Source organism: Plasticicumulans lactativorans (genome assembly GCF_004341245.1).
In the GTDB taxonomy this organism is placed as follows: Bacteria; Pseudomonadota; Gammaproteobacteria; order Competibacterales; family Competibacteraceae; genus Plasticicumulans_A; species Plasticicumulans_A lactativorans.
On sequence record NZ_SLWY01000007.1, the window covers coordinates 126,604 to 146,242 of the forward strand.

A 19,639-nucleotide genomic window follows, 5' to 3' on the forward strand; every position below is an offset into this window, starting at 1 on the left:
GTTCACTCCTCCGGGGTGGGCGCGGCGCGCCGGTACAGGCTCGGCTCGCCGGGCGGGCGCGTCTTGAACAGGCGCAGCGTCCACATGTACTGCGCGGGATCGGGCCGCACCAGCGCCTCGACGGCGGCGTTCATCGCCCGCGCGTCGCGCTCGACGTCGCCGCTCGGGAAGTCGGCGAGCGGCGCCAGCAGGTGGCAGTCGTAGCGGCCGTCGGCGGCGAGCCGCGTGATCGACGGCAGCACCACGGCGTCGCCGAGCTTCGCCAGCCGCCCGAGGGTGTTCAGCGTGGCCTTGCGCAGCGCGAAGAACGGCACGAACACCGCGCTGTCGGGGCCGAGGTCCTCGTCGGCGAGGTAGAACAGGATCTGCCCGTCGCGGAACCCGCGCACCACCGGGCGGATGCCCTCGTCGCGCTCGAACACCGTGCCCTTGAAGCGGGTGCGGCCACGCGCGATCAGCCAGTCGATGACCGGGTTCTCCAGCGCCTTGTAGGGGCCGAGCGCGCGGTGACGCACGCCGAAGGCGCACACGCCGAGGTCGAGCGCGAGCGCGTGCACCGCCATCACGATCACCCGCCGCCCCGCCGCCTGTGCCGCGGCGATGTGCTCCTCGCCGTGCAGCCGCACGCCGCGGCGGATGGCGGCCTCGTCGCCGAACCAGGCGAGGCCGTAGTCCATGACGATGCGCAGCGCCAGCCGGAAATGCCGGCGGATCAGCGCCGCGCGCGCCGCCGCGTCGAGCTCGGGGAAGCACACCGCGAGGTTGATGTCGGCAATGCGCCGCTGCCGCTTGGCGAGGCGCCAGGCGAGCGGGGCCAGCGCCGCGGCGAGCCCGTCGCGCACGCGCCGCGGCAGGCGCCACAGCAGCCAGGCGCAGGCGGCAGCGGTCCAGCCCCCCCAGTGGCGGGGGGCGAGCCAGGCGCGGTCGAACCGCGGGCCGCCCTGCAGGGCACGGCATGAGCTCGGGACTTCGGACATGGAGTACGGCAGGCGATGTACAGGCGTGCGCAGTCTAGCAGCCGGCGCGCCGGTCCCGCTGCCACGGCGGCCGCGGCAGCGCCTTGACCCCGATGGATGACACCCGCGGCGGGCGTCGGCTACTCTCCCCGCCCTCCCGTGCCGTTCGCCGCCCCGCCATGAGCCCACCCCGCCTGCGCATCGCCACCCGCAAGAGCCCGCTCGCCCTGTGGCAGGCCGAGCACGTCGCCGCGCGGCTGCGCGCGCTGCATCCGGGGCTCGAGGTCGAGCTGCTGGGCATGAGCACCAAGGGCGACCGCATCCTCGACAGCCCGCTCGCCAAGGTCGGCGGCAAGGGGCTGTTCGTGAAGGAGCTCGAACTCGCGCTGCTGGACGGCAGCGCCGACCTCGCCGTGCACTCGATGAAGGACGTGCCGGTGGAATTCCCGGCCGGGCTCTCGCTGCCGGTGATCCTGGCGCGCGAGGACCCGCGCGACGCCTTCGTGTCGAACCGCCACGCCCACCCCGACGCCCTCCCCGCCGGCGCCGTGGTGGGCACGTCGAGCCTGCGCCGGCAGTGCCAGCTCGCCGCGCGCTACCCGGAGCTGGTCGTCGCGAGCCTGCGCGGCAACGTCAACTCGCGCCTCGGCAAGCTCGACGCCGGCGAGTTCGACGCCATCATCCTCGCCGTCGCCGGGCTCGAGCGCCTGGGGCTGCACGCGCGCATCACCTGCCGCCTCGAACCCGAGGTGAGCCTGCCGGCGATCGGCCAGGGGGCGATCGGCATCGAGTGCCGCAGCGACGACGCACGCGTGCACGCGCTGATCGCCGGGCTGGACGACCCCGACACGCAGCTGCGCCTGCGCGCCGAGCGCGCGCTCAACACGCGCCTGCACGGCGGCTGCCAGGTGCCCATCGCCGGGCACGCGCTGCTCGAAGGCGACCAGCTCTGGCTGCGCGGGCTGGTCGGCGAGCCCGACGGCTCGACCCTGGTCCGCGGCGAGATCCGCGGCCCGGCCGCCGACGCCGAGCAGCTCGGCATCGCACTCGCCGAGGACCTGCTCGCGCGCGGCGCGCGGGCGATCCTGGCGCGGGTGTTCGGCGCCTCCGCCGCGCCATGAGCCGGCGCGCGGCCCCGACGGACGCACGCGGGTGAGCGATCTCGCCGGCCTCGGCGTGCTGGTCACGCGCCCGGCGGCGCAGGCCGAGGGCCTGTGCCGGCGCATCGAGGCCGCCGGCGGACGGGCGCTGCGCTTTCCGACGCTCGCCATCCTGCCGCCGCACGACCCGGCGGCGCTCGCCGCCGCGCTCGCCCGCCTGCCCGCCTGCAGCCTCGCCGTGTTCACCAGCGCCAATGCCGTCGCCGCGGTGGCGCGCTGGTGTGCCGGGCACGGCGGCTGGCCCGCGGGGGTGCGCGTCGCGGCGATCGGCAAGGGCACCGCCCGCGCCCTCGCCGCCGCCGGCATCGCCGTCGACCTGCAGCCGGCGCACGGCGAACGCAGCGAGGACCTGCTGGCGCTGCCGGCCCTCGCCACCTGCGCCGGCACGCGCGTGCTGCTGATCAAGGGCGAGGGCGGGCGTGAACTGCTCGCCGCAACCCTCGCCGCGCGCGGCGCTGAGGTGCACGTGGCCTGCGCCTACCGGCGCGCCCTGCCGGACGCCGACCCGGCGCCGCTGCACGCCTGGCTGCGGGCGGGCGCCGTCGACGTGGTGCTTGCCACCAGCAACGAGGCCCTCGCGAATCTCTTTGCCCTGCTCGACACGGCTGGGCGAGAATCGGCGCGCGATTTGCGCCCGCTGGTGGTCGGCGCGCGTGGCGCCCGGCTCGCCCGCGAACTCGGCTTTCGCCCGCCACCGCTGCTTGCCGGAGAGGCCGGGGACGAAGCCATTGTCGCCGCCCTCCTCGCCTGGCGGGCAACCCAAACACCTATAACACCCCGGGGACCGCAATGACGGACAACCAGCGCGACACCACCACGCCACCCGAGGCGGAGCCGGACCTGCCGGCCACCGTCGCCGCCAGCCCCGCGCCGGCCGCCGGCCCCGCCGACGCCGGGCCGGCAGCGCCGAAGGCCGCGCCCACGCCGCCGCCACGCCCGGCCGGCGGCGGCGGCGCCGGCAAGCTCGCGCTGGTGGTCGCGCTGGTCGCCGCCGGCGGCGCCGGCTATTCGCTGTACCAGTGGAACCTGGCCCGCCAGCAGGCGGCGGGCTTCAACGCCGAGATCGAGGCGCGCGTGAAGGCCACGCTCGCCAAGGTCGAGACCGAGGCCGGCGACCGCATCAAGGCGCTCGAAGGCAAGCTCGCCAGCAGCCAGCAGGCGGTGGGCGCACTCGAAGGCAAGCTCGGCACCACCGAGCAGACGCAGGGCGCGGCGCTCAAGGAAGCCTCCGACCGCATCGAGCAGCTCTCGCTCGGCCAGCGCGGCCTGCTCGCCGAGGTCGACGCCGCCAAGACCGCCGCCGCGCGCGGCGACGTCAACGCGCTCGCGCTGTCCGAGGTCGGCTACCTGCTGCGCGTGGCCGAGCACAAGCTGCACCTCGAACTCGACCAGGTCCGCGCGCTGCAGGCGCTGCAGCTCGCCGAGACCCGCCTGAACGCGGTCAACGAGCTCGCCTTCGCCTCGGTGTCGCGCATGCTCGCCGAGAACATCGCCGCGGTGCGCGGCGTCAAGCTGCCCGACACCGCCGCGCTCGGCCGCCGCCTGATCGCGCTCGAGGAGCGCGTCGAGGCGCTCAGGATCAAGCCCGACATCCAGATCGAGACGCTGAAGGACAAGGTGCGGCCGCAGATCGCGAACGAGGTCGCCGGCGGCGAGGCGCCGTGGTACGAGCGCATCGCCGAAACCGCCTGGAGCCAGATCAAAGACATCGTCGTGATCCACCACGACCGCGCGCAGGCCGCGCCGCTGATGTCGCCGAAGGAAGCCTACTTCCTGCACCAGAACCTGCGCCTGGAGCTGGAGGCGATGCGCCTGTCGCTGCTGCGCGGCGACGCGGTGTCGTACCAGGAGACCGCGCAGCTCGTGCTCGGCTGGCTCGACCGCTACTTCGACGGCAACGATGCCGAGACCAAGGCCGTGGCCGAGGAAGTGCGCGCGCTGGCGCAGACGCAGCTCGTGCCCTACCTGCCCGACCTCGGTGCGACCGCCAAGACCTTCGACGAGGTGCTGGCCCGTCGCCAGCCGGTGCGCTCGGCGCTGTCACCGGCGCAGCCCGCGGTGCCCGGCGCCGGGGAGGCCGCGCAATGAAGTGGCTGATCGGTATCGTCATCGCCCTGTTCTCGGCGGTGGGGCTCGCCTGGCTGCTGCGCGAGGACGCCGGCTACGTGCTGCTCACCGTCGGCCACTGGACCATCGAGACCAGCGTCGCCGCGCTGCTCGTGTTCCTGCTCATCGGCTTCTTCGTCACCTACAAGCTGGTGCGCTACACCGGCCAGCTGCTGCGCATGCCGCGCACGCTGGCCGAGGCCGGCAAGCGTCGGCGCGAGCGCCGCGCCCAGCGCCTGCTCGCCAAGGGCTCGCGGGATCTGGCCGAAGGCCGCTGGCAGGCCGCCGAGCAGGCCTTCGCCAAGGCGCTGCCGATCGCCGCCGATCCCGGCCTGTACCTCGCCGGCGCCGCGCGCGCCGCGCAGCACCTGGGCGCGCGCGACCGCCGCGACCGCTACCTCGCCGCCGCCGAGAAGCTGCCACGCGAGGCCGCCACCGTGGTCGGCATCGCGCGCGCCGAGATGCTGCTCGAGGAGGAGCAGCCCGAGCAGGCCGCCGAGGTGCTGCGCAAGCTCAACCTGCTGACCCCCAACCGCCCGCGGGTGCTGGAGCTGCAGCTCGACGCCGCCAGCCGCCTCGGCGACTGGGAGCACGCGCTGCGCCTGCTGCCCGAACTGCGCAAGCGCGGCGCGCTCGACGAGGCCGGTTACCGCGATAGCCAGCTGCAGGTGGCGCGCGAGCGCCTCGCCCTCGTCGCGCGCAAGGGCACGCTGTCGGAGCTGCAGACCCTGTGGGGGCAGATCCCCAAGGCGGTCCGCGCCAACGAGGCCCTGCTGATCGACTACTGCGGCTTCCTGCGCGACCTGAACGCCGCCGACGCCGCCGAGAAGCTCCTCAAGCAGGCGCTGTCGCGGCAGTGGAGCAATGCACTGTGCGTCGCCTTCGGCCAGCTCGGCCGCGGCAACGCCGCCGGCCAGCTCGCCAGCGCCGAGGCCTGGCTGGGCGCGCAGAAGGACAACGCCTACCTGCACCTGACGCTCGGGCGCCTGGCGGCGCGCGCGCACCAGTTGCCGAAGGCGAAGCAGTACCTGGAGCAGAGCATCCGCCTGCAGCCGATGGCCGACGCCTACCAGGAACTCGGCGACGTGCTCGAACAGATGGAGGACGCCGGCGGCGCCGGCGCCTGCTACCGCGCCGGCCTGCGCCTGCTGACCGGCGTCGAGGAGGCCCGCGAGGGCGTCGCCCTGCCGGCGGTGAAGGACCTCGCCGAAAAGCCGGCCTGAGCCCCGCAGGCCGCGATTCACCGCGAGGCCCGGCCGTCGCATGACGGCCGGGCCTCGCGTCATTCAGGGGGAGAGTCGAAGCGGTCGGGCTCCCGGCGCAGCCCGCCACGTCGCCGCGCGGGAACGGCTCAGGCGGCGGAGAGGAGCACGGCGACGTAATGGCAGGAGGTCCCCGCCATCACGAACAGATGCCAGACGAAATGGCCGTAGCGCAGGCGCGCATCGGTCATGAAGAAGGCGACGCCGACGGTGTACGCCAGACCTCCCGCGACCAGCCAGAGCAGGCCCGCGGCCGGCACGCGGGCATACAGCGGATCGGCGGCGATCACGATCAGCCAGCCCATCGCCAGGTAGAGGCCGGTGGACACCAGCGGATGGGACAGCCGGTCGAACACCTTGAGCAGCACCCCGGCCAGAGCCATGCCCCAGACGAGGCCGAACAGGGTCCAGCCCCAGGCGCCGCGCAACGCGCCCAGCGTGAACGGCGTGTAGGTGCCCGCGATCAGGAGGTAGATCGCCGAGTGCTCGATGACCCGGAACACGCGCTTGGCCGTGCCCACCGGCAGGGCATGGTAGAGGGTGGAGGTGAGGTACAGCAGTAGCGTGGTCGCAGCGAAGACGCTGGCGCCGACGATGAACGCGGTATCGCCGTGGTCCACCGCCGCGACGACGAGGAATGGTGCCGCCACGGCGGCGGCGAGCAGTCCGAAGCCGTGGCTGACGCTGTTCGCGAGCTCTTCCCCGCGTGACTGCGGGCGATCGCCCGCCTCGTACGCTGCACGCATTACCCCCCCCTCGCCGGCCTCACGCCGCTGCCGGACCGGCTGTCACCCCGATTCCGACCACCGTCGCGCCCCGGCAGTTCACAGGCCGGCCCCGCGGGTGGAGCGCCTAGTCCAGCGCCCGCACGGTCTGCGTGCCGGTCCACGCGGCGCCCGGCGCGAGGGTGACCGGTACCGCGATGCGCGCGGCCTCGACGCAGACGAAGCGCCGCCAGCCGTCCACCTCCAGATCGCCGATCGCCGCCGCGCGTTCGGCGCCGGGGTTCCACACCACGGTGTCGGTGAAGCCCGCCTGCAGGAAGGCGAGCCGCCCGTGGCCGGTGTCGAGCGTCAGCGGCTGCGGCGCGTCGGCATAGACGCGGTCGGTCTCCGGGCCGAAGCGCAGCGCCGCCGCCGACGGCGCGCCGGCCGCCTCGCCGGCGGTGCCGGTGAAGTCGCGGAAGGCGTGGCCTTCGAGCCCGTGCAGGCTGACGTCGGCGAGCTCCGCCACGCGCCAGTAGCCGTGCAGCGCCGTGGTGAAGCTGAACGGCGCGGCATCGGTGTTGCGCACCGTCAGCGCCAGTTCGAGCGTGTCGCCGCCGACCGTGGCGACCAGCGTCGCGGCGAATGCGTGCGGCCACTGCGCGCGGGTGACGGCGTCGGCCTCGCAGCGCAGCGCGACGCGGGCGCGCCCGTCGCCGTCGATGTCGTTGGTCAGCACGCTCCAGTCGCGGTTGCGCAGCAGGCCGTGCTTGGGCAGCGGGCCCTGGCCGCTGAACTGCGGCCAGCACACCGGCACGCCGCCGCGGATCGCCTGCCCGCCCGCGGTGGTCGCGGTGGCGCTGACGAACAGCCGCTCGCGACCGTCGGGCGTGTTCCAGCCGAGCACCTGGCCGCCGAAGGTGGTGACGACGAGGCGGCTGCCGTCGGTCGCGCAGGCCTCGATGCAGGGGCCGAGGCTGCTGAAGGACTGTGCCGTCATAGCGCTGCGGCCTCCGCGACGCGCGCCGCCCGCGAGCGTGTGGACTCGGACAGGTGGCGCTCCAGCTCGGCCATGCCCCCGGGCAGGTCGAGCACGGCGCCGCAGCTGCGCATGCTGGAGCCGAACGCGTGCAGCGTGCGGAACAGGTTGTGGGCGCGGCTCTGCTCGCCCATCTGGCCGATGCGCAGGATGTTGTGGCCGAAGGCGCCGGAGATCTCCACGCGGTGCACGCCCGACATGTGCGTGCGCACGGCGTCGGCCGACACGCCCTCGGGCACGCGGATGCCGATCACCGAGTTCAGCCGCGAATCGGCCGACACGAACAGGTCGAGCCCCATCGCCTCGATCGCCGCCTGCAGCGCCTCGGAGCAGTGGCGATGGCGCAGGAAGCGCGCGGTCAGGGTCTCCTCGCAGACCAGCCGCAGCGCCTCGTGCAGCGCGAGGATGCCCGACACCGGCGCGGTGTAGTGGTAGGACTTCTGGTTCCAGAACTGGTCGGCGAGGCGGGCGTCGAGGCACCAGTGCGCGGGCACGTCGCTGCGCGCGCAGATGCGCTCCCAGGCGAGATCGGAGAAGGCGAGCAGCGACACCCCGGGGATCGACGACAGGCCCTTCTGGCCGCCGGTGATCACGGCGTCGATCTGCCAGCCGTCCATGTCGAGCGGCATCGTGCTCAGCGTGCAGACGGCGTCCACCACCACCAGGCAGCCGTGCGCGCGGGCGATGCGCGCGATCTCCTGCAGGCGCTTGTTGCAGACGGTGTTGGAGGTCTCGCCCTGGACGATCGTCAGCACCTCGTAGCGGCCGCCGGCGAGGTGCCGGGCGATCTCCTCGGGCGTCGCGCAGCGGTTGCCGTCGATCGCCACGACGCTGACCTCGCCGCCGACGCGCGTCGCCATCTCCGCCAGGCGCCGGCTGAAGTAGCCGTTGACCACCGACAGCACCGGCGTGCCGCGACCGATCAGGTTGCACACCGCCATCTCCATCGCCGCCGAGCCCGGCCCGGCCACCCCCAGCACGTGCCCCGAGCGGGTCTGGAACACGTAGCGCGCCATCGTCTTCACCTGCTCGATGACGCGGTTCATCGTCTCGCCGAGGTGGTTGATGACGATGGAGTTGGCGGCGGCCACGCGCTGCGGCAGCGGCACCGGCCCGGCGCCCATCATCAGCAGGGGCTCGTCGGGGAGGATGTGGTCGAGCGGCACGATGCCGGGCGGATTCAGGGCTTCGACGGTCATGGGGGTCTCGCAGGCGCGGCGACAAAAATCCCACGATAGCAGACGCGCACCGCCGCGCGCCGCGGAAACGTCGAGGTAGGCCGGGCGGACCCGGCCGGGCGCCGTCAGCGATCCAGCGCGAGCTTGGCGGCGAGGCCGACGAACAGCGCGCCGGTGCCGCCCTTGAGCGCGCGGTTGACCGTGTCGCGGCCACGCCACTGCCGCGCGGCGAGGTCGGTGGTGTGCATCAGCAGCAGGATCCACAGCAGGCCGACGACGACGAAGGTCAGCCCGAGCGCCACGAAGCCGGCGACCGACGAGCGCGCCGGATCGATGAACTGCGGCAGGAACGAGATGAAGAACAGCCCCACCTTGGGGTTCAGCACGTTGGTGACGATGCCCTGGCGGAACAGCCGGCGCAGGTCGGCGCCTTCGTCCGGCCGCGTGCCGTTCCCCGCCGCCGCGGCGCCGGCCGGCCGCGTCCAGGCCTCGCGCAGCAGCTGCACGCCGAGCCAGGCGAGGTAGAGCGCGCCGGCCGACTTGACCAGTTCGAAGGCGAACGGCGAGGCGGCGATCAGCGCCGACAGCCCGAGCGCCGAGGCGCCGATGTGCACCAGGCAGCCGGTGCCGATGCCGGCGAGCGACCACAGGCCGGCGCGACGGCCGTGGCTGATGGTGCGGCCGAGCACGTAGAGCGTGTCGGGCCCCGGCAGCACGGCGAGCATCACCGAGGCGACCAGGAACATCGGGAAATCGTGGATGCCGAGCATCGGGAGCCTCCGCGGACGGTGCGGCGCGCGGCGCGCGCGGACCCCGCAGTCTAGCCCCGCGCACCAACCGGGCGCAGCCGGCCCGCCTCCGCTGCGTGTCGCTGCCTTTACGCCGGTGCGGCGTCGTCGAACGCCACGCGGCCGTCGGCGGTGACGTGCACCCGGCCGCCGCCGGCGAGCCGCGCGAAGTCCGCCGGCGCCAGCGCCACCACCGGCAGCGCGCGGCCGTAGAGCTCGTCGGCGACGATCGCGGCCAGCGCGAGGAAGGTGTCGACGCCGGCGGTCAGGATCGCCGCCGGCGCACTGCCGGCGCGCACCGCTTCGAGCAGCACCGCGGCGGTGGTCGAGGAGCCGCGGCTCGCCGGGATCGCCAGCACCCGCCCGGCGGCGATCGCGCCCGACAGCGGGTGGCGGCGGTCGATGACCTCGCCGCTGGCGGGGTCGTAGCCGCCCCAGAACGACAGCGGCTCGGCCGCGTAGAGGAGCTCGCCCTGCGCGCTGCCCGCCGCCAGCACCCGGCCCTGCATCAGCGCCGCCATGCGTCGGCCCCGCGCACCACCCGCCCGGCCACCGCCGAGGCGACGCAGTCCGCCAGCCCGCCGAAGGCCACGCGGGTGCCGAGCAGGCCCGGCGCGTAGTAGGCGTACTTGGCCGAATCGCTCATCAGCGTCTTCACCTCGGGCGGCAGCATCGGGCTGGTCAGGATGCAGGTGTCGACGACCACCTCGCCGCCGAAGGCTTCGAGCGCGGCGAGGTGGCCGGCGGCGGCGGCGAGCTCGCGCACCACGCGGCTGGTGGTGACCAGCAGGCGCGTGCCCACGGCGCGCCGGCGGCCGTCGAGCAGCGCCGCCAGCCGCGCGAACGCCGCGAACGACAGGTGCGGGCTGCCGAGCACGACGAGGTCGAGCGGCGCGCCCTCGGCAGCGCCGAGCTCGGCGCGCGCGGCGGCGAGCTCGGCGGTGTCGGGCGCGAGCACGCGCGCCGGCGCCCGCCCCTGCAAGGCGGCGTCGCGCGTCGGCGCCTCGGGGGTCACGCCGACCACGTGGAACAGCCCGACCGCGCCGCTCGCCGCCGCCGCCGCGCCCAGAGCCTTCAGCGCCTCCTCGTCGGGCCGCACCGCCAACCCGTCGAGCACCGGCACCGCCGCATCGACCGCGCGGCCGAGCCAGAAGCCGAGCACCGGCCAGAAATCGTCGGCGGCCTGCACCGCCGGCTCCACCCCGTCCAGCCGCACCAGCACGCGCCCGGCGCGCGCCGCGGTGAGGTGCAGGCCGAAGGCCGGCGCGCGGCCGGTGATCGCGCAGCAGATGTCGAGCAGGTCGGGGTAGCGCTCGGTGCGCGCGCCCAGCACCGAGTTGAAGAACACGATCACGTTCGACTCGCCCGCCGCCACCTGCGCGCCGAAGGCCGGGCGGTGGCCCTCGTGATAGGGCGCGCAGGTCCACGTCGGGGTGCAGCCGAGGGCGCGGTAGGCGTCCATCTGCCGGCGCGCCGCCGCCGCGTGCGCCGGCGGCACCGCCCAGGCGCGCCAGTGCTGCTCGTCGACGCCGCCGACGTTGAGCGTGGCCGGCACCGCGACGCGGGCACCGAGTTCCACCAGGCGCTCGGCGAAGGCGAGCGTCGCCGGGCCGATGTACAGCGCGCTGTCGATGTGCGCCGAGGCGATGTCGAGCAGGCGCGCCGCGCCGAGCACCCCGGCCATGCGCACGACGATGCGCATCGCGAACTGCGCCCCGGCGCCGCCCTCCCCCGCCAGCAGCGCGCGGTCGCGCGCGTCGAGCGCCAGCGCACTCATCGCCGGGCTCCGGCGGCGGCGGCAGGCAGCGGGGGTCGGCAGGGGGACATGACGGGCTCCACGGTCCGGGGCTGATCGCCGCATGGTAGCGAACGCGGGCAGCGGCCACCCGGAACATGCCCGGACGCCCAAGCCGACTTCGACAATCCGTGATGTTCGCCGACGGCGCGAGCCCTTAAGGTGCGGGGCATCGCGGCCGCGCCCTCCGGCGCCCTGCCCGGCAACTTTGCGTTCGTGAGGAGAGGAGACGTCATGGCCACCTGTGGTGAAGTGTTGGTCACCCTGCTCGAAGCCCGCGGGGTCGAGTTCATCTTCGGCATTCCCGGCGTGCACACGGTCGAGCTGTACCGCGGCCTCGCCGCGAGCCGCATCCGCCACGTCACGCCGCGCCACGAGCAGGGCGCCGGTTTCATGGCCGACGGCTACGCGCGCACCACCGGCAAGCCCGGCGTGTGCTTCATCATCACAGGGCCGGGCATGACCAACATCGCCACCGCGATGGGCCAGGCCTACGCCGATTCGGTGCCGATGCTGGTGATCTCGAGCGTCAACCGCCGCGCCGAGCTGGGCTCGGGCGACGGCCGCCTGCACGAGCTGCCGTCGCAGCGCGGGCTGTTCGCCGGGCTCACCGCGTTCAGCCACACGCTGCAGACCCCCGACGAGCTGCCGCAGGTGCTCGACCGCGCCTTCGCGCTGTTCGCCAGCGGCCGCCCGCGCCCGGTGCACATCGAGATCCCGATCGACGTGCTGGTGCTGCCCGCCGACCACCTGCGCCGCACCCCGGCGGCGGCGCCGAGCCGCCCCGGCCCCTGCCCGCGCGCGATCGCCGAGGCCGCGCAACTGCTCGCCGCGGCGCGCGCGCCGGTGGTGCTGGTCGGCGGCGGTGCCTGCGATGCCGCCGACGCGGTGCAGCGCCTGGTGGCACGCCTCGATGCGCCGACCGCGCTCACCATCAACGCCAAGGGCGTGCTGCCGCCCGCTCACCCGCTGAACCTGGGCTCGAACCAGTCGCTTCCGCCGGTGCGCGAACTGGTCGCCGCTGCCGACGTGGTGCTCGCGCTCGGCACCGAGCTCGGCGAAACCGACTACGACGTGGTGTTCGACGGCGGCTTCCGCATCGGCGGCGCGCTGATCCGCGTCGACCTCGACCCCGAGCAGCTGGTGCGCAACCACCCGCCGCGCCTCGCCATCACCAGCGATGCGGGGCTCGCGGTCGAGGCGCTCAACGCCGCGCTCGGCGCCGACAACCCCGTTGCCGCCGCCGACGGCGCCGGCGCGCGGCGCGCCGCCGCGGTGCGCGAACGCCTCGAAGCCGGCTGGAGCCCGCTGCAGCGCGCGCAGCGCACGCTGCTCGACACCATCCGCGCGGAGCTGCCGGGGGTGATCTTCGTCGGCGACTCGACCCAGCCGGTGTACGGCGGCAACCACGTCTACGACGCCGAGCAGCCGCGCAGCTGGTTCAACGCCTCGACCGGCTACGGCACGCTCGGCTACGGCCTGCCGGCGGCGCTCGGCGCCAAGCTCGGCGCCGGTGCGCGCCCGGTGGTGGCGCTGGTCGGCGACGGCGGCGTGCAGTTCACGCTGCCCGAGCTGACCGCCGCAGTGGAGGCGAACATCCCGGTCGTCGTGCTGCTGTGGAACAACGCCGGCTACGGCGAGATCCGCCGCTACATGGTCGACCGCGCGATCACGCCGATCGGCGTCGAGCTGTACACACCCGACTTCCAGACCCTCGCCCGCGGCTTCGGCTGCGCCGCCGAGCGCGTCGACTCGTGGGCCGGGCTGCGCGCGGCGCTGCGCGCCGCGGCGGCGCGCACGGTGCCGACGCTGGTCGAGGTGGACGAGGCCGCGCCGTTCCTGCACGGCGCCGCGTGACGGCAGCCCCTCCCCCGCGGGAACCGCGGACGCACCGGAGACCGACCGCATGCACACGCAACTCTTCATCGACGGCGCCTGGGCCGATGCCGCAGACGGCGCCACGCTGACGGTGTTCAACCCCGCCACTGCCGCGCCGCTCGCCCGCGTGGCCGCGGGCGGGGCAGCCGACATGGCGCGCGCGGTGGCCGCCGCGAAGCGCGCCTTCCGCGACTTCCGCCACACCGACGGCCGCCGGCGCGCCACCTGGCTGCGCGGTTTCGCCGCCGGGCTGGAGCGGCGGCGCGAGGAACTGCTGGCGCTGCAGATGCAGAACTCGGGCAAGCCGCGCACCGAGGCCGAGATCGACCTCGGCGACGCCATCGCCAGCTTCAACTACTACGCCGGGCTCGCCGAGCAGCTCGACGCGCGCCAGAACGCGCCGGTGGCGCTGCCGGCGGCGGACTTCAGCGCCGTCACCCGGCTCGAACCGGCCGGCGTGGTGGCGCTGATCGTGCCGTGGAACTTCCCGCTGGTGACCAGCGCCTGGAAGCTCGCGCCAGCGCTCGCGGCCGGCTGCTGCGTGGTGCTCAAGCCCTCGGAGTTCACCCCGCTGGTCGAGCTCGCCTACGGCGCCATCGCCGCGGAGATCGGCCTGCCCGCGGGCGTGCTCAACATCGTGCCCGGCGGTCCCGAGGCCGGCGCGGCGCTGACCACCGACCCGGCGGTCGCCAAGGTGTCGTTCACCGGCAGCAACGCGGTCGGCGCGCGGGTGATGCAGGCGGCGGCGGCGAACTGCACCGCGGTGGGGCTGGAGCTCGGTGGCAAGTCGCCGATCGTGGTCTTCGACGACGTCGACCTCGACGCGGCGACGCGCTGGATCATGGACGGCATCTTCTGGAACGCCGGGCAGATGTGCTCGGCGACCTCGCGACTCCTGGTGCAGCGCACCATCGCCGCGCCGCTGCTGGAGCGCCTGGCCGCCGCCACCCGCGCGCTCGCGGTCGGCGACCCGGCCGACGCCGCCACGCGGATGGGGCCGCTGAGCACCGCGGCGCAGTACCGCAAGGTGCTCGACACCTTCGCCCGCGCCGCCGCCGAGGGCCTCGCCTGCGTCGCCGGCGGGCACGCGCTGCCGGCGGCCGGCAGCGGCTGGTTCGTCGCGCCGACGATCTACGCCGAGGTGCCGACCACGAGCCCGCTGTGGCGCGAGGAGATCTTCGGCCCGGTGCTGTGCACGCGCGGCTTCGACACCGAGGCGGAAGCGCTGGCGCTCGCCAACGACAGCGACTTCGGCCTCGCCGCGACCGTGCTCAGCGCCGACCCGGCGCGCGCCCAGCGCGTGGCCGAGGCGCTCGAAGCCGGCCACGTGTGGATCAACAGTTCGCAGGTGGTGTTCGTCGAGACCTCGTGGGGCGGCCCCAAGCGCAGCGGCATCGGCCGCGAGCTGGGCCCCTGGGGGCTGTCGGCCTACCTCGAGGTGAAGTCCATCACCCGCTGTCGCCAGGGAAGCGCGGCTTGACGCGCTGCAGCGAAGCGTTCGCGCCGGCGGGATCGGCATGCCGCCGCGTGGCCACGGGAATCGCTCAGGGCTTCCCTTGGGCAGGCGGCACTAGCTCCGATCAGCGACCGGCGCATTTCCCGCCTTCGACCCGCCGGCAATGGCAGGCGATGCAGTGCCATTAAGCGGCGCCGGCTGGGCAGCGCGTTCCAGCCGGCGCAGCATCGCGTCGAAGACGCGGAAAACGCTGTCGACACCGTACCCCGCCAGAAACGCCAAGCCCTGCGCAGACAAGACGATCGAGCCGCTCAAGCCACTGCTGGCCGCCGCGGCCACTTGCGACGGGCTGTAAAACAGCCCGATCGCGGCTCCCGCCACCATGCCCAAGGCGAACCGCCCGAATGACAATGGCAGGTCGCGCGGCGACAAGGTGTGCTCATGAACCTTGCCGTATATGTCGCGCACGATCGACACGCCGGTGCCCAGCAGCGTGAAGCACATCGGCAGCACATAGTTGCTCAGGGACGCCAGGATCGCGCCGACCCACTGCTCGCCGATGTCAAACCTCTCCTCGCCCTTTGCCGACTCGCTGCCGAATGTGCGCCGCAGTCCCCGTACGGCGACCTCGGGCAATTCGTACACATACAGCACCCCCCGCTCGAAACGGTCGAGATTCTGGTACGCCAGCGTCTGCCTATGGTCGATATCGCGCCAGCGGTCGCACAGCTGGCGTTCGACCGGGTTGTCGAACACGTCGACCGGCATCAGATCGCCTGGAGGTGCGGCGGCGAGCAGTTTCGGCCGGTCGCACAAACGGTAAAACGGCGTTCTCGACCCGCTCGCCCCCACCGCCGACGGCGACTCACGCGCTCCCTGTGTCGTTTCGATGTTGCCGATCACCCCGGCCAGATCGTTCAGTTCCTGCTTGACCTCCTCGATATGCTGCAGCGTCGAGCGACCGAACGCGACGACACCCGAGGTGTAGGCGGTCACGCACGTCAGCAGCAACAGCAGCCAGATGCCGGCCCAGATGATCCAGCGCAGCTTTTTAGCCGAGTTGATCAGCCCCGGATAAGCGCCGAAGGCGAGCGACATCCGCGGTCCGGTGCGTCCCGCGTGCCGGGTCTCGAAAGCCTCCGGAGCCGGCTGCGAACCGACCACCATCGCCGTGTAGGTGATGGTCATGCCGTTCGCCGGGCCCGCGATGCGATTCAAGCGATCCTTCACCAGGATCAGGAACGCCGCATTCCTCGGCGTCAGCGCCGCATACTGCTTCGGTGGAAAACGCAGCGTGGAGATATGGGCGATCACCTCGTCCAGCGTGCTCGGCGCCTCCTCCGCGCCCGCTACGGCCGATTCGGTCGGAATACGGATACCGGCCAGCGCCGCCAGCGATCGGTCCGACCGGCCGGAGATGAAGTCCAGCAGCAGATAGACCTCGTCCAACATCTGCCGGAATACCAGCTCGTCATAGGCATAGGTATCCGGCTCCATGCCCGAAGCGTCATCCACGGCAAGGCTCCTCCCGGAACGCACTGCCTTTTTTATAGATCACATACAGTGGCTTGGCATCGGCCGCGAACCGGGCCGCCGTGGCGGTCGGCCTGCCGCGGAGTGAAGGGCATCACCCGCCGTGGGTCCTCAGCAGGTCGCCGATGAAGGCGTCGAGCGCCTCGCTGCGCGGGCGCCCGACCGGGGTGATCAGGCTGTGGGTGACCTCGTAGCCGAACGCCTCCGGTGCCAGCGCACGCATCTCGCCGCGCTGCACCCACGGCTCGGCGCAGTGCACCGGCAGGTAGCCGAGGTGGGTGCCGGCGAGGATGCAGTGCATCACCGCCTCCATGTGGTGGGCGGTGGCGCTGAAGCGCGTCGGGCGCACCGGCAGCAGGGTGTCGGGCAGGATGTAGCCGCGCCGGACCCAGTCGAAGGCCTCGATCTCCTCCTTGCCCGGGTCGTCGCGCGCGAACACCGGGTGGCGCCGCCCGCAGTAGATGACGATGCGCTCGGCGTAGAGTTCGGTGTACTCGAGGCTCGGCAGGCGGCGGCCGAAATAGGCGATCGCCATGTCGAGCTGGCCGTCGATCACGCCGCGCTCGAGCTCGGTCGGCGCGGTGACGAAGAAGCGGAAGTTGACCTCCTGGTCGCGCGTGTAGAAGCGCGCGATCGCATCGGCGATGCGCGCGCCCGGCAGCGTCGCCAGGTGGTCGACCAGCCCGACCTTGAGCTCACCGACCAGCCGCCCGGCCAGCGCCTGCGCGTCGCCGCAGAAGCTGTCGAGCGCCTTGTACAGCGTCTGGATCGATTCGAGCAGCCGCTCGCCCTTCTCGGTCAGGCGGAAGCCGGCGCGGCCGCGGTCGCACAGGCGGTAGCCGAGGCGCGTCTCCAGCGTGGCGATGTAGGTGCTGATCGTCGACTGGCTCATGTTCAGCTCGGCCTGGGCGGCGGAGAAGCCGCCGCATTCGACGATGGCGGAGAAGATCCGCAGCAGTTGCAGGTCGAGGTTGCTGACGTTCCTGAGCATGTGCGCTCCCTGGTGGGGCACGGGCGTGGAGGTGGACGTCGCGCACGGCGGCGCGACCTGCCATAGATAGGCCAGCGCGGCGCATGCACGCAAGCCGCGCCGCCACCACATCGCCGGCGGCGAAGTCAGCGTTGCGAAACCGTTATTTTTCGGGCGGGGCGCAGCCACTACGCTGCCGTCCAGGCACTTCCGAGGAGGAACACGACGATGGCGTTCAACCAACCGCTCGGCGGCAACGACATGCCCCGCTTCGGCGGCATCGCGACGATGATGCGGCTGCCGCAGGCGGCCGACACCCGCGGGCTCGACGCCTGCTTCGTCGGCATCCCGCTCGACACCGGCACCTCCAACCGCAGCGGCACGCGCTTCGGGCCGCGCCAGATCCGTACCGAATCGGTGCTGCTGCGTCCCTACAACATGGGCACCGGCGCGGCGCCGTTCGACCACCTGCAGGTGGCGGACCTCGGCGACATCGCCATCAACCCCTATAACCTGCTCGACAGCGTGCGGCTGATCGAGGAGGCCTACGACCGCCTGCTGGCGAACCCGGTGATCCCGCTCGGCATCGGCGGCGACCACACGATGACGCTGCCGATCCTGCGCGCGATCGCGCGCAAGCACGGCCCGGTCGGCCTGATCCACGTCGACGCGCACACCGACATCAACGACACGATGTTCGGCGAGAAGATCGCCCACGGCACCACCTTCCGTCGCGCCGTCGAGGAAGGGCTGCTCGACTGCCGGCGCGTGGTGCAGATCGGCGTGCGCGGCACCGGCTACTCCGACGACGACTTCGACTGGTCGCGCGAGCAGGGCTTCCGCGTGGTGCAGGTCGAGGAGTGCTGGCACCGCTCGCTCACGCCGCTGATGGCCGAGGTGCGCGAGCGGCTCGCCGGCGGGCCGGTGTACCTGTCCTTCGACATCGACGGCATCGACCCGTCCTTCGCCCCCGGCACCGGCACCCCCGAGGTCGGCGGCCTGACCGTGATCCAGGCGCTGGAGATCATCCGCGGCGCCTACGGCCTCGACCTGGTCGGCTGCGACCTCACCGAGGTCTCGCCGCCCTACGACGCGAGCGGCAACACCTCGCTGCTCGGCGCCAACCTGCTCTACGAGATGTTGTGCGTGCTGCCCGGCGCGCGCGGCTGACCCCGCGCCCGCCGCGGGCCGTCGGCCACCACCGCTGACGCCCCCCGCGCCCCCCGTCCTGCCCCACCCGCACGCGGGCGCCCCCGGCGCCCGTGACGGGCGGGTTTTTGCCGAAAGAAACGGGCCACCCCAGCGCAAGGCCCACCGGCAGGTGTGCGGATCACCGCCACGAGTTGAGAGAGGAGAACGTCCATGAACGCAGGCAAGAACCGGCTGCCGCTGTGGCAGCGCGTGTTCCGGATCAAGAAGTTCGCCAACCCGCTGCTCGACGCCATCGAGCCGGGCTCCGAGGGTCACCTGAAGCGCTCGATCGGGCTCTGGCCGCTGGTCGCGCTCGGCATCGGCTCGGTGATCGGCACCGGCATCTTCATCGTCCTCACCGAGGCGGTGCCCAAGGCCGGCCCGGCGGTGGTGCTGTCCTTCGTCCTCGCCGGCATCACCGCGGCGCTGTCGGCGCTGTGCTACGCCGAGCTCGCCTCGGCGATCCCGGTGTCGGGCAGCTCGTACTCCTACGCCTACGCCACCCTCGGCGAGGGGGTGGCCTTCGTCGTCGCCTCGTGCCTGCTGCTCGAATACGGCGTGTCGGTCGCCGCGGTGGCGGTGGGCTGGGGCCAGTACCTCAACGAACTGCTGCACAGCGGCTTCGGCTGGTCGCTGCCCGAGAGCATCAGCAGCCCGCCCGGCCACGGCGGCGTGCTCAACGTGCCGGCGATGGTGCTGGTGCTGCTGTGCGCGCTGCTGCTGCTGCGCGGCGCGCACGAATCGGCGCTCGCCAACGCGCTGATGGTGCTGGTGAAGCTCGCCATCCTCGCGCTGTTCGTGGTGCTCGCCTACGGCGCCTTCGACAGCCGCAACCTGACCCCCTTCGCGCCGCACGGCATGGCCGGCGTCGGTGCCGCGGCCTCGTCGATCTTCTTCTCGTACATCGGCTTCGATGCCGTCTCCACCGCCAGCGAGGAGGTCGAGAACCCGCGCCGCAACATTCCGCTGGCGATCGTGATCTCGCTGGTGGTGGTGACCACGGTCTACATCCTGGTCGCGCTCGCCGGCGTCGGCGCCCAGCCCGCCGAGCAGTTCACCGGGCAGGAAGCCGGCCTCGCCGCGATCCTGCACCGCGTCACCGGGCAGGACTGGCCGGCGCTGATGTTCTCGGCCGGGGCGATGATCTCGATCTTCAGCGTGGTGCTGGTGGTGCTCTACGGGCAGACCCGCATCCTCTACGCGATGGCGAAGGACGGCATGGTCCCGCCGCTGTTCTGCCGCGTGAACCGCAACGGCGTACCGGCGCAGAACACCCTGATCGTCGGCCTCGGCGTCGCGCTGCTCGCCGGTCTGGTGCCGCTCGACGTGCTCGCCAACCTGACCAGCATGGGCACGCTGGTCGCCTTCTTCATCGTCTCGGTCGGCGTGATGGTGCTGCGCCGCAAGCAGCCCGGGCTCAAGCGCGGTTTCAGCGTGCCGCTGTACCCGCTCACGCCGGTGCTCAGCGCCGTGTTCTGCCTGTACCTGATCGTCGGGCTCGCCGCCGAGACGCTGGAGCTGTTCCTGGTCTGGGTCGGGGTCGCGCTGCTGTTCTACTTCGCCTACAGCATCCGTAATTCCAAGCTGGAACTGGCCCACGCCGCCGGCTGAGCCTTACCGCGG

17 protein-coding genes are annotated in these 19,639 nt (G+C 73.1%); 8 read left to right on the top strand and 9 right to left on the bottom strand.

Features of this window, described 5'->3' with window-relative positions; translation table 11 throughout:
- Positions 1-2: 2 nt before the first annotated feature.
- Positions 3-977 carry an LpxL/LpxP family acyltransferase gene (locus EV699_RS07445; RefSeq protein WP_132540885.1) on the bottom strand — a complete coding sequence of 325 codons (975 nt, stop codon included), beginning with the start codon at positions 975-977 and terminating at the stop codon, positions 3-5.
- Between the two features lie 158 nt (positions 978-1,135).
- Here EV699_RS07445 and hemC point away from each other — a divergent pair, with 158 nt between their 5' ends.
- The 4 genes from hemC to EV699_RS07465 are packed head-to-tail and all read left to right on the top strand — an operon-like array spanning position 1,136 to position 5,445.
- Complete coding sequence (gene hemC, locus EV699_RS07450) at positions 1,136-2,077, top strand: hydroxymethylbilane synthase (RefSeq protein ID WP_132540888.1); 942 nt, start codon at positions 1,136-1,138, stop codon at positions 2,075-2,077.
- 31 nt (positions 2,078-2,108) lie between these two features.
- Positions 2,109-2,909 (top strand): uroporphyrinogen-III synthase, encoded by an 801-nt coding sequence (locus EV699_RS07455; RefSeq protein WP_132540891.1) that lies wholly within the window; start codon positions 2,109-2,111, stop codon positions 2,907-2,909.
- Positions 2,906-4,204 (top strand): uroporphyrinogen-III C-methyltransferase, encoded by a 1,299-nt coding sequence (locus tag EV699_RS07460; RefSeq protein WP_132540894.1) that lies wholly within the window; start codon positions 2,906-2,908, stop codon positions 4,202-4,204. Before EV699_RS07455 ends, EV699_RS07460 begins: the two co-directional genes overlap by 4 nt.
- Positions 4,201-5,445, top strand: coding sequence for a heme biosynthesis HemY N-terminal domain-containing protein (locus EV699_RS07465; protein ID WP_132540897.1), 1,245 nt, complete (start codon positions 4,201-4,203; stop codon positions 5,443-5,445). The genes EV699_RS07460 and EV699_RS07465 overlap by 4 nt, the downstream gene beginning before the upstream one ends.
- Positions 5,446-5,573: 128 nt before the next feature.
- On the opposite strand, the gene trhA is transcribed toward EV699_RS07465, so the two are convergent.
- From trhA to EV699_RS07495, 6 genes are all read right to left on the bottom strand, one after another.
- The gene (trhA, locus tag EV699_RS07470) at positions 5,574-6,230 is read right to left on the bottom strand and encodes a PAQR family membrane homeostasis protein TrhA (RefSeq protein ID WP_132540900.1); all 657 of its coding nucleotides are present in this window, start codon (positions 6,228-6,230) and stop codon (positions 5,574-5,576) included.
- Between the two features lie 106 nt (positions 6,231-6,336).
- Positions 6,337-7,188, bottom strand: a complete 852-nt coding sequence (locus tag EV699_RS07475) for a D-hexose-6-phosphate mutarotase (protein WP_132540903.1) — start codon at positions 7,186-7,188, stop codon at positions 6,337-6,339.
- Positions 7,185-8,426 (bottom strand): pyridoxal-phosphate-dependent aminotransferase family protein, encoded by a 1,242-nt coding sequence (locus tag EV699_RS07480; protein ID WP_132540906.1) that lies wholly within the window; start codon positions 8,424-8,426, stop codon positions 7,185-7,187. Before EV699_RS07480 ends, EV699_RS07475 begins: the two co-directional genes overlap by 4 nt.
- 104 nt (positions 8,427-8,530) lie before the next feature.
- Positions 8,531-9,175: a LysE family translocator gene (locus EV699_RS07485; protein ID WP_132540909.1), complete on the bottom strand. Its 645-nt coding sequence runs from the start codon at positions 9,173-9,175 to the stop codon at positions 8,531-8,533.
- Positions 9,176-9,282: 107 nt separating this feature from the next.
- Positions 9,283-9,714: an aconitase X swivel domain-containing protein gene (locus tag EV699_RS07490; protein WP_132540912.1), complete on the bottom strand. Its 432-nt coding sequence runs from the start codon at positions 9,712-9,714 to the stop codon at positions 9,283-9,285.
- On the bottom strand, positions 9,702-10,970 hold the full coding sequence (locus tag EV699_RS07495) for an aconitase X catalytic domain-containing protein (protein WP_132540915.1): 1,269 nt from the start codon (positions 10,968-10,970) through the stop codon (positions 9,702-9,704). Before EV699_RS07495 ends, EV699_RS07490 begins: the two co-directional genes overlap by 13 nt.
- A gap of 252 nt (positions 10,971-11,222) precedes the next feature.
- Here EV699_RS07495 and EV699_RS07500 point away from each other — a divergent pair, with 252 nt between their 5' ends.
- A complete protein-coding gene (locus EV699_RS07500) occupies positions 11,223-12,845 on the top strand; it encodes a 5-guanidino-2-oxopentanoate decarboxylase (RefSeq protein ID WP_132540918.1) in 1,623 nt (540 codons plus the stop codon).
- A 49-nt stretch (positions 12,846-12,894) separates the two neighbouring features.
- On the top strand, positions 12,895-14,346 hold the full coding sequence (locus tag EV699_RS07505; protein WP_132540921.1) for an aldehyde dehydrogenase family protein: 1,452 nt from the start codon (positions 12,895-12,897) through the stop codon (positions 14,344-14,346).
- 90 nt (positions 14,347-14,436) lie between these two features.
- Here EV699_RS07505 and EV699_RS07510 read toward each other — a convergent pair whose 3' ends face one another.
- On the bottom strand, positions 14,437-15,837 hold the full coding sequence (locus EV699_RS07510; protein ID WP_132540924.1) for a hypothetical protein: 1,401 nt from the start codon (positions 15,835-15,837) through the stop codon (positions 14,437-14,439).
- 112 nt (positions 15,838-15,949) lie between these two features.
- Positions 15,950-16,846, bottom strand: coding sequence for a LysR family transcriptional regulator (locus EV699_RS07515; RefSeq protein WP_132540927.1), 897 nt, complete (start codon positions 16,844-16,846; stop codon positions 15,950-15,952).
- Positions 16,847-17,053: 207 nt separating this feature from the next.
- On the opposite strand from EV699_RS07515, the gene speB reads away from it, so the two are divergent.
- Together speB and EV699_RS07525 are read left to right on the top strand one after the other, a co-directional pair.
- Entirely contained in the window at positions 17,054-17,995 is a 942-nt protein-coding gene (gene speB / locus EV699_RS07520) for an agmatinase (RefSeq protein ID WP_132540930.1), read from the top strand.
- Positions 17,996-18,187: 192 nt separating this feature from the next.
- On the top strand, positions 18,188-19,627 hold the full coding sequence (locus EV699_RS07525) for an APC family permease (RefSeq protein WP_132540933.1): 1,440 nt from the start codon (positions 18,188-18,190) through the stop codon (positions 19,625-19,627).
- The last annotated feature ends 12 nt before the right edge of the window (positions 19,628-19,639 follow it).